The sequence below is a fragment of the Deinococcus marmoris genome (assembly GCF_001949125.1).
Taxonomy (GTDB): domain Bacteria; phylum Deinococcota; class Deinococci; order Deinococcales; family Deinococcaceae; genus Deinococcus; species Deinococcus marmoris_A.
On the sequence record NZ_MSTI01000015.1, the window covers coordinates 51,732 to 60,490 of the forward strand.

Consider the following 8,759-nt stretch of genomic DNA (forward strand, 5'->3'; position numbering starts at 1 on the left):
ACGCCTCTCTTTACCCAGGGACGCCGTCTTAAGCTCTCCGTTACAAAGCAGGCGAAACGACACTCGTGGTCAGTACGGCGAAGCACACTGCGAGACGAAAGACAATTCAATGTCTACGGAGGTACACCCATGAAAAACATTCTTATTCTGCCCGTAATGGCCCTTGCCCTCAGCTCCTGTTCGATGATGGCCGGCAACATGATGATGAAGCCCTACACCCTGGCCAAGCAGCCCGCCGGAATGGCCCTGGCCTCCAGCGGCACGGTGGAGTCCAAGATGAGCGGCACGATGGTCATGACCACCGCCAAGGTCACGGGCCTGGCCCCCAGCACCTATTACGTGGCCCACTACCACCTGATGGGCACCAAGAGCGCCAACCCCTGCGAAAGCGGCGGCGACGCTATCCTGGCCAGCAAGATCGTGGGCCAGACCGACGCCACCGGCATGGTCACCCTCAGCGGCAGCGTCGAGAAGTCCGTGATCATGGACGCCAAGTACTTCAACATCCACACCGCCTCGGGCGCAGACGGCACCCCTGCGGACGCGGGCGTGAGCTGCACGGCGATTGATGTCGCCATGATGAAGTAAGCCCCACCGTTTCTGAGCGAACCCCTGTCTGGCCCCGTGCCGGGCGGGGGTTTTCTCTGTTCAGGGAATGCAGCTTTTAACCAGGGTGTCGGACGTCCGCACAGGGCCAGAACCTTCGGGCCGTCTCCTGGCCCGCTATCATGGCCCGCGATGACTCAAGACGGCGGCAAGGGCAACAAGGGGCAGGACAAGAAGGCGCAGCAGTACGGCGTCACCCCCCAGAGCGTGGATTTCAACGACTGGTACAACGAGGTGGTCAAGAAGGCCGATCTCGCCGACAACAGCCCGGTGGCCGGGGCGATGGTGGTCAGGCCCTACGGCTCGGCGCTGTGGGAAAACATCGTGCGCTGGCTGGATGACCGCTTCAAGGCGTCGGGCCACGAATCGCTGATCTTCCCCACCCTGATCCCCATGAGCTTCATCATGCGCGAGGCGGACCATGTGGAGGGTTTTGCGCCCGAACTGTTCACGGTCAGCAAAATCGGCACCGAGGAACTGGCCGAACCCTACGTGATGCGCCCCACCTCCGAGACCATCATCGGGCACATGTGGTCTGGCTGGCTCAACAGCTACCGCGATCTGCCATTCCTGCATTACCAGTGGGGCAGCGTGTTCCGCGCCGAGTTGCGGACCAAGGCGTTCCTGCGAACCTCCGAGTTCTACTGGCACGAGGGCCACACCGCCCACGCGGATGAGGCCGAAGCGCGGGCGGAAGTACGGATGATCCTCGATCTGTACCACGAGTTCTGCCGTGACGTGCTGGCCCTGCCGGTGGTGCGCGGCGAGAAGTCGGCCTCCGAGCGCTTTGCCGGGGCGGCGGCCACCTACAGCATCGAGGGCATGATGCGCGACGGCAAGGCCCTTCAGAGCGGCACGTCCCATTATCTGGGGCAGGCGTTCAGCAAGGCGTTCGACGTGAAGTTCCAGACCCGTGAGCAGAAGGAAGACTACGCCCACACCACCAGTTGGGCCATTTCCAGCCGCATCATCGGCGCGCTGATCATGACCCACGGCGACGATGCAGGCCTGATGATGCCCCCGAACATCGCCCCGATTCAGGTGGTGATCGTGCCCGTGGGCCGCAAGGACAACTTCGACGAGATGGTGGCCGAGGGCGAGCGTCTGGCCGCCCAACTCACGCAGAACGGCATTCGCGTCAAGGTGGACAAACGCGACGGCGTGACCAACGGCTTCAAATACAACGACTGGGAATTGAAGGGCATCCCCGTCCGCATCGAGTTGGGGCCGCGCGATCTGGAGGCGGGCGTGGTGGTGGTCAAGAACCGCAACTCCGACGAGAAGGAGACGCTGGAACGCGATCTGGCGGTGGGTGGCATGGCCGAGCGGCTGGAGGGCATTCAGGCGTGGCTGCTGAAACGCGCCACCGATTTCATGCTGGACAACACCGTCACCGTGGACAACTACGACGACTTTAAGGCCGCCATCGAGGACGGCAAATGGGTGCGCGCCTTCCACTGCGGCGATCCCGAATCCGAGAAGGCCATCAAGGACGAGACCAAGGCCACCGTCCGCAACGTCCCGCTGGACGACGCCGAATTCTTTGCCGAGCGCGAGGAGGGTGGTGTGTGCTTCCACACCGGGAAGCCTGCGGCGTATGGCAAGCGGATTCTGTTTGGACGGCAGTACTGAGGGTTGTCTGACGGGTTGAGTGGGTGGCTGTTCGCGGCTTAACCCCTCCGGCGCTGCGCGCCACCTCCCCTTAGAAGGGAGGCAAGAGTCTCGGAATTGCCATGCTCGTCGCATCTCTCGGCTCCCTTTTGAGGGGAGCTGGCTGCGAAGCAGACTGGCTGGCACAGCTCCGCAGGAGAGGGGTTTCCTTTCCGCTCCGCTATCCTCCCCCCATGCCTTCCTACTCGCCCGCCGAAGTCGCCGCGCAGTACGCCACCGAGCGCCACCTGCGAACCCGCATCGGGACGCATGAGCGCTACAGCGTGGGGCCGGGGCTGGAGGGCACGGTGGACCGCCTGCTGGCCCTGAGCGGCGACGAGGCGCTGCTGGATGTCGGCATGGGTCCGGGCGACTTTCCGGGACGGCTGCGGCAGGAAGGCCACCGGGGGCGCATCGTCGGCGTGGATTTCTCGGCAGGCATGGTGGAGCGGGCCTCGGAACAGTATCCAGAGGTGGAATTCTTGCAGGGGGACGCGGCGGCGCTGCCCTTCGCCGATGCAAGTTTTGATGTCGTGACTGCCCGCCACATGCTGTACCACGTTCCTGATGTGGCGGCGGCACTGGCTGAATTCAGGCGCGTGCTGAAACCTACCGGACACTTTCTGGCCGTGACCAATGCCTCGGGCTACATGGCCGAATTGTGGGAGGCGGTGGCGGAGGCGTTGCCCGGCGAAACCATCCTGACCGAACTGCTCTCTCATCGGGGCGGCTCGGAAGTCTTCTCGGAGGTCCACGGGGAAGCATTGGTGCGGGCGGCGTTCGGCAATGTCCAGCTTGATTTCGTGGATGGGGCGCTGGCCTTTGACGGCCCCGGGCCAGTGTTGGCCTACCTGGAATCCATGTCGCCCATGCACAGGCTCACGCCTGACGGGTTGGAGCGCATCCGGGCGGCTCTAACGCAGGTATTGACGGCCCGCACGCAGGGCGGCGAATGGCGCGTGTCCAAGCGCGTGGTCTTTATCTCGGCCCAGCGCTAAGACCGGGGCCAAAAAATACGATCACCGCTCAGGCTTTTTCCACGCCCCACGCCCCACGCCCCACCTCCCACAACCTTCTAAAACACCCGCCAGCGGTAAAACAGATAGCCCACCCCCGCCGCCAGTCCCCCCGCCAGCCCCAGTACGATCCACATCCCGTTGGGATTGTCGTGGAAAGGCACCGGAACGTTCATGCCGAAAATACTGGTGACCAGCGTGGGAATCGCCACCAGAATCGTGGTGATGGTCAGCACCTTGACCACCTGATTGACGTTGTTGCTGATCACGCTGGCAAAGGCCCCGGCCATGCTGGTCAGGATGTTGCTGGCAATCGACGCCATCTCGATGGCCTGCAAATTCTCGATCAGCACGTCGTCCAGCAATTCGCTGTCTTCCTCGTACATCTCGAAGATCCGGTCCCGTTTGACGCGCTCCATCATGGCCTCGTTGGCTTTCAGGCCAGTCATGAAGTACACCAGACTCTTTTCCAGCTTCAGCAGGTTCAGCAACTCGCGGTTCTGCTGGCTGTTTTCCAGCTTGTCCTCGATCACGTCCACGCGCTTGTTGATCTGGCGCACGTCGATCAGAAAACGCTGGGCGTTTCGCAGGAACAGTTGCAGCGTCAGGCGGTTCTTCTTGACCGTGCTGACGCGCCGCACCAGACCGCTGATCACGTCCTTGATCACCGGGTTGTCTTCCAGCATGCAGACGGTGACCAGACAGTGATCCGTGTGCAAAATCCCCAGCGGCACGGTGTCATACGGGATGTCGCTGGTGTCGGGCAGGCGGTAACTGGTCTGCATGATGATCAGCAGGTTGCCGTCCTCGCGCTCGAAGCGGGAGCGTTCGTCCGGGTCGAGGGGGTACGACAGGTAGTCCAGCTCCAGGCCCGTCTCGCGGCTGATGCGGGCCAGTTCTTCCGGGCTGGGGTCGGCGGCGTTGATCCAGCAGCCGTCGATATAGCCCTCGGCGAGGGTCAGCTTGCCGCCGATGCTGCGGTAGTACGTCAGCACGGGCCGCCCCCCGCGTTCAGTCTGGTCTGGATTGTGGTCTGGTGCATGGCGTCCTCCAGGCAAGGGATGGCGTGAGGCTTGATCTTGCGGGGCGACAACTGGGGGGTTCGGCTTCCAGCGGTTCAGGGTTCACGTCTTCACCTCCTTGTGCGGGGGACGCGGTTGTGGGGACTCTGTTTGAATGTTCGTCTCGGGTGTTCGTCGCAGTTGCTCGCAGGCCGAGGCCCGGCGCAAACGCCATGCTAGCCCCCAGACAGGTTAGAGACAAGCAGGCCATAGACAAGCAGACCGGAAAAAGCAAAGACCCTTGCGTCAGGTGTGGCGCGGGTCAGGGCCTGCCGCGCCGATCACCCCGGCATACGCGTCCAGCACACTGTCCACCAGTTGCTGGGCACTCAGCACCCCGGACATGTCCAGCGCCGTGATGATCTCCTGTGGGTTGAGGCTAGGATTGGCGCAGGCGCGCAGCAGGGCGTGGTTGACCAGCGCGGTGCCGGGGCGCACGCCGCCCGCAGGCAGCCAGGCTTCGGGCAGGCGCGGCAGCAGGCGGGTGGCAAAATCCAGAATGTCGGCCCGGCCCCGCCGCAATTCGCCCAGCAGCCCACCCACCGAATGCACGCCCACGTAATGCAGCAGCGTGGCCAGCCGCTGGGGCCGTTCCGGGTCCGGCCAGCGCGTCAGCAGGGGCACGCCCAGGGCGGCGGCCACCGCCTCGTCCAGATCACGCACTGGCGAGACGCCCAGCAGATGTTTGATGCTCTGGGCGTCGATAAATACGCTGTCCGGCTCATCACGCACCCGTTCAGGCAACGTCTCGGCGTAGTCGCGAGACAGGCGGTCTAGGGCCATGAATTCCTCGTCGGCCATTTCCAGCAGCCCGGCCAGCCGGTAAAAGCGGCGCTGCACCTCGCGCGGCACGGCCTCGCGGCTCTTGTAGCCCAGGTCATGCTCGATCTCGGCCCAGGCGTGCTGGAGGATCGAGCGAATCTGCACTTCATAGTGCTGCGGCGGCTCGGTGACGTGGGGCACGAACTGCTTGACCAGATGCGGCACCCTCACCACGTAATGCACGCCCATGTACCCGAAGCGGTCCGGGTCGTGCATCATGCTCTTGTCTACCGAATGCTCCCAGTTGATCTCGTGGTGGGCTTCCAGCAGCCTGGACACGGCGGCCACGTCCGACTCGAAATAGGTGATGACGCGCACGGCCACCAGATCGGTCACGTCTTCCAGCGTGCGGTAGCGTCCCGGCTTGCGCCGCAGCTTGTCGGCCAGACTTTCCGGGCGCTTCAGGCGGCCCGTGATGTTGTGGATCTTGAGGCCCGCCTCGCCGATAAGCTGCGTGGTGTGCGCCAGCGCCGCGTCCCGCAGGGCGGCGTACTGGGCCTCGCGGGCCTGATAGGCCGTGACCAGGGGGTCATTCATGGATAGGCGCAGAATACGCTGCCTGCGGGCTGCCCATGTGCCGGGCGTGCTAAACATTCGCTTATGCGTTTCCGCCGCACTCTGTCTGCCCTCGCCCTGCTGGCCCTGACCTCTGCCGCCTGGGCCGCCCCGAATGTGTTTGTCGCCTACCCGGATGCGGGCCACCGCGTCGCCTACGATCACGTCATTTTGGAGGGCAGCGTGACGCCCGGCGCAAGCCTGACGGTGGACGGCAGGGGTGTGAAAGTCGGGGCGGACGGTCTGTTCATGGAGTGGTGGCCGCTGAAGCCCGGCACCAACGATCTGCGGCTGGTGGCGCGTCAGGGGGGCCAGTCCGGCGTGACCACCCTGAAGGTCATTCGCACCGTCTTCAAGGCGACTCCGGCGCGGCCCACGGCCATCGACGCCGGGAGCGCCCTACCCAGAGAAGTGCGTGAGTTCTGGGACTTCGCCGGAGACTCGCCCGCAGAGCGCAGCGTGTCCCTGGCCTTCCAGGGTTCGCCGGGGGGCCGCGCCGCCTACCGGCTGGGCAAGGCCGCCCCCGTCGCCATGCGCGAGGGGCCAGCCGGAACGTATCGCGCCACCTTTGTCGTGCCCACCCAGGCGGAATTCAGGCAGGCCATCTTCACCTTCACGCTGACGGGAAAGGACGGCAAGACGGTGACGGCGGTGGCTCCGGGCCGCGTCAGCACGGGCGGTGGAATACGCCTGGGCACGCAGAAACCTGGCAGTGTACTGGGGCTGGGCCTCAACCAGTCCAGCTTCACGGTCACCGATCTGGACGGCGGCGCGATTCTGTATCCACGCGGCGGCATGACCTTCGCGCTGGTGGGCCGTCAGGGCGAGGACGTGCGCGCCCGGCTGGCCCCCGGTCAGAGCGCCCTGATCACGGCGGAGCAACTGGAGATCACGCCCGGAGCTGTGGCGCTGGCTGCTGGTGGAGTCATCACGCTGGATGGGGTGGCCGCGCCGGAAATGCCTGCCACTCCCGAGCCTTCCGAAGAAGTTCCGACGCCGCAGCCGGATGAAATTGCGCCCGTCGAGAGCGTCCCTGCCGTTCCCAAACGCAGCGGTGAGCCTGTCTCCATCGCCCCCACCGCTGACCTGCGCGTGCGGATTCCGCTGGGCGGCGCACGGCTGCCCTTCAAGCTGGAGCAGGAGGACGGTGGGCGGCGGCTGGCGGTTACCCTTTACGGAACACTCGCGCAACCCCTGTCCGGGCCGGAGGGCGCAGACTTGCTGCTGGCCGGGGTGGAGGTCCGGCCCGTGGCGCTGGGCGTGACGCGCGTGGCGCTGAATCTGAATGCCGCGCAAGCCTGGGGCTTTACCGCCAATTACGACGGCCCCGATCTCGTTCTGAGCGTCAGGCGGCCCCCGACTCTGAATCCGCTGCGGCCACTGGAGGGGCGGACCATCACCCTTGATCCGGGCCACGGCGGCAGCCAGAACGGCGGTGCAGGTAGCCTGCGCGTGCCGGAAAAGGGGCTGGTGCTGCCCATCGCCCTGCGCGCCGCCGAACTGCTGCGCGGGCTGGGGGCCACCGTCAACCTGACCCGCACCGCCGACGTGACCCTGGGCCTCTACGAGCGCGGCCTGAGTGCTGAGGCTTCCCAGTCCGATCTGCTGGTGTCCATCCACGCCAACGCCCTGCCCGACGGGCGCGATCCGCGCGGCATTCGTGGCCCGGAGGTCTATTTCACCCACCCGCAGGCGGCGGCGCTGGCTGGGGGCATCCTGGGGCAGTTGCGCGCCCGCTTGCCGGACATCGGCCCCGGCGCGGGCCTGAAACCCGGTGCGGACCTGGCCCTGACCCGGCCCACGGCCCAGATCAGCCTGCTGGTGGAAACCGCTTACCTGACCGACGCGGGCAACCTGCGGGCACTGAGCAGCCCGGAAGGCCGCGAGCGCTTTGCCCAGGCCATCGCCGGGGGAATCGCGGATTTTTATGCCGGGCAGGTGGGAAGGTGAGGGAACATGGAGCCGCTGCGGGTTGTGTTTTCTGGCGACTAGACCGCTTGACGGTCATGGGGGGCGCAAGCTCGTGACTTCAGTCATGAGTTAGCCCCCCTCGCCCCGAAAGGGGCGACGTAGAGCGAAAGCTCTTGCCATTGTTGCTCAACATATGTTACTTTTCTGACAGCGATGAAAAAAGGCCGGGGCTATGTTTACAAACTGGAGTATCACCTCATCTGGGTGACGAAGTATCGTCATCAGGTGTTGGTGGGAGAGGTGGCGGACGGGCTGAAGGACATCCTGCGGGACATCGCCGCTCAGAACGGGCTGGAGATCATCACGATGGAGGTCATGCCTGACCATGTTCATCTTCTGCTCTCCGCCACTCCACAGCACGCCATTCCCGACTTCGTGAAGGCGCTAAAGGGGGCGTCTGCTCGCCGGATGTTCTCCACCTTCCCACAGTTAAAGCAGAAGCTGTGGGGTGGCAACCTGTGGAACCCGTCCTACTGCATCCTGACCGTCTCAGAGAACACCCGCGCTCAAGTTCAGCACTACATCGAGAGCCAATCGTCGCAAACGGACGCCCCTGGGTACGCCGCTCCTCAGCATGATCAGAAATAAGGCGTTCGTTGTCCGGCTATACCCGAACGCGGCGCAGACCGAGTTGATCAACCGCACGCTGGGCTGCGCTCGATTCGTCTACAACCACTTTCTTGCACGCCGTCTTGAGACCTACCGCCAGGACGGCAAGGGACTGACCTATGCTGCGACAGACAAGGCGCTGACCCTGCTCAAACGCAATAGACCTCTTGCGAAAGTCAGGCACATTTAGCGGTGGCGTTGCAGATGGCGGCGATGAGGTTGACTCGGAGGCTGAACCGCTTTCGCCGATGGCGATACGTTTCCTTCAACACTCGAAAAATCTTGAGCCGACGAATAACATGCTCAACAGCGATTCTGAAGCGTGCCAGTCGAAGATTTTCTGCTTTCTGTGCCGGAGTGAGCTTGCGTTTCTTGCTCGCTTTGTGCGGTGTATGGCACAGCGGGTGTTGGTGTTGAACGCCCTGATAGCCAGCATCGGCAACCAATTCAGTTTCAGGGTGAATGGCGG

The 8,759-nt window shown here is 64.2% G+C and carries 9 protein-coding genes; 6 read left to right on the forward strand and 3 right to left on the reverse strand.

What is annotated here, in order from left to right; all coding sequences use genetic code 11:
• Positions 1-129 precede the first annotated feature (129 nt).
• From BOO71_RS02025 to BOO71_RS02035, 3 genes are all read left to right on the forward strand, one after another.
• Positions 130-588 (forward strand): superoxide dismutase, encoded by a 459-nt coding sequence (locus BOO71_RS02025; protein ID WP_075830319.1) that lies wholly within the window; start codon positions 130-132, stop codon positions 586-588.
• Positions 589-738: 150 nt separating this feature from the next.
• Complete coding sequence (gene proS, locus BOO71_RS02030; RefSeq protein WP_075830320.1) at positions 739-2,238, forward strand: proline--tRNA ligase; 1,500 nt, start codon at positions 739-741, stop codon at positions 2,236-2,238.
• 212 nt (positions 2,239-2,450) lie between these two features.
• On the forward strand, positions 2,451-3,254 hold the full coding sequence (locus BOO71_RS02035) for a class I SAM-dependent methyltransferase (protein WP_075830321.1): 804 nt from the start codon (positions 2,451-2,453) through the stop codon (positions 3,252-3,254).
• A gap of 77 nt (positions 3,255-3,331) precedes the next feature.
• On the opposite strand, the gene BOO71_RS02040 is transcribed toward BOO71_RS02035, so the two are convergent.
• Together BOO71_RS02040 and BOO71_RS02045 are read right to left on the reverse strand one after the other, a co-directional pair.
• Entirely contained in the window at positions 3,332-4,267 is a 936-nt protein-coding gene (locus BOO71_RS02040) for a magnesium transporter CorA family protein (RefSeq protein ID WP_075830322.1), read from the reverse strand.
• Positions 4,268-4,579: 312 nt separating this feature from the next.
• Positions 4,580-5,692 (reverse strand): GTP pyrophosphokinase, encoded by a 1,113-nt coding sequence (locus BOO71_RS02045; protein ID WP_075830323.1) that lies wholly within the window; start codon positions 5,690-5,692, stop codon positions 4,580-4,582.
• 63 nt (positions 5,693-5,755) lie between these two features.
• Here BOO71_RS02045 and BOO71_RS02050 point away from each other — a divergent pair, with 63 nt between their 5' ends.
• The 3 genes from BOO71_RS02050 to BOO71_RS02060 all read left to right on the forward strand — a co-directional run bounded on the left by BOO71_RS02050 (position 5,756) and on the right by BOO71_RS02060 (position 8,480).
• A complete protein-coding gene (locus BOO71_RS02050) occupies positions 5,756-7,660 on the forward strand; it encodes an N-acetylmuramoyl-L-alanine amidase family protein (protein WP_075830324.1) in 1,905 nt (634 codons plus the stop codon).
• 174 nt (positions 7,661-7,834) lie between these two features.
• On the forward strand, positions 7,835-8,269 hold the full coding sequence (gene tnpA, locus BOO71_RS02055; protein ID WP_075830325.1) for an IS200/IS605 family transposase: 435 nt from the start codon (positions 7,835-7,837) through the stop codon (positions 8,267-8,269).
• Positions 8,256-8,480, forward strand: a complete 225-nt coding sequence (locus BOO71_RS02060) for a helix-turn-helix domain-containing protein (protein ID WP_254842987.1) — start codon at positions 8,256-8,258, stop codon at positions 8,478-8,480. Before tnpA ends, BOO71_RS02060 begins: the two co-directional genes overlap by 14 nt.
• On the opposite strand, the gene BOO71_RS02065 is transcribed toward BOO71_RS02060, so the two are convergent.
• On the reverse strand, positions 8,467-8,759 hold a 293-nt coding region (locus tag BOO71_RS02065), incomplete at its 5' end, for a transposase family protein (RefSeq protein WP_139322685.1). The two genes, BOO71_RS02060 and BOO71_RS02065, sit on opposite strands and share 14 nt — an antisense overlap.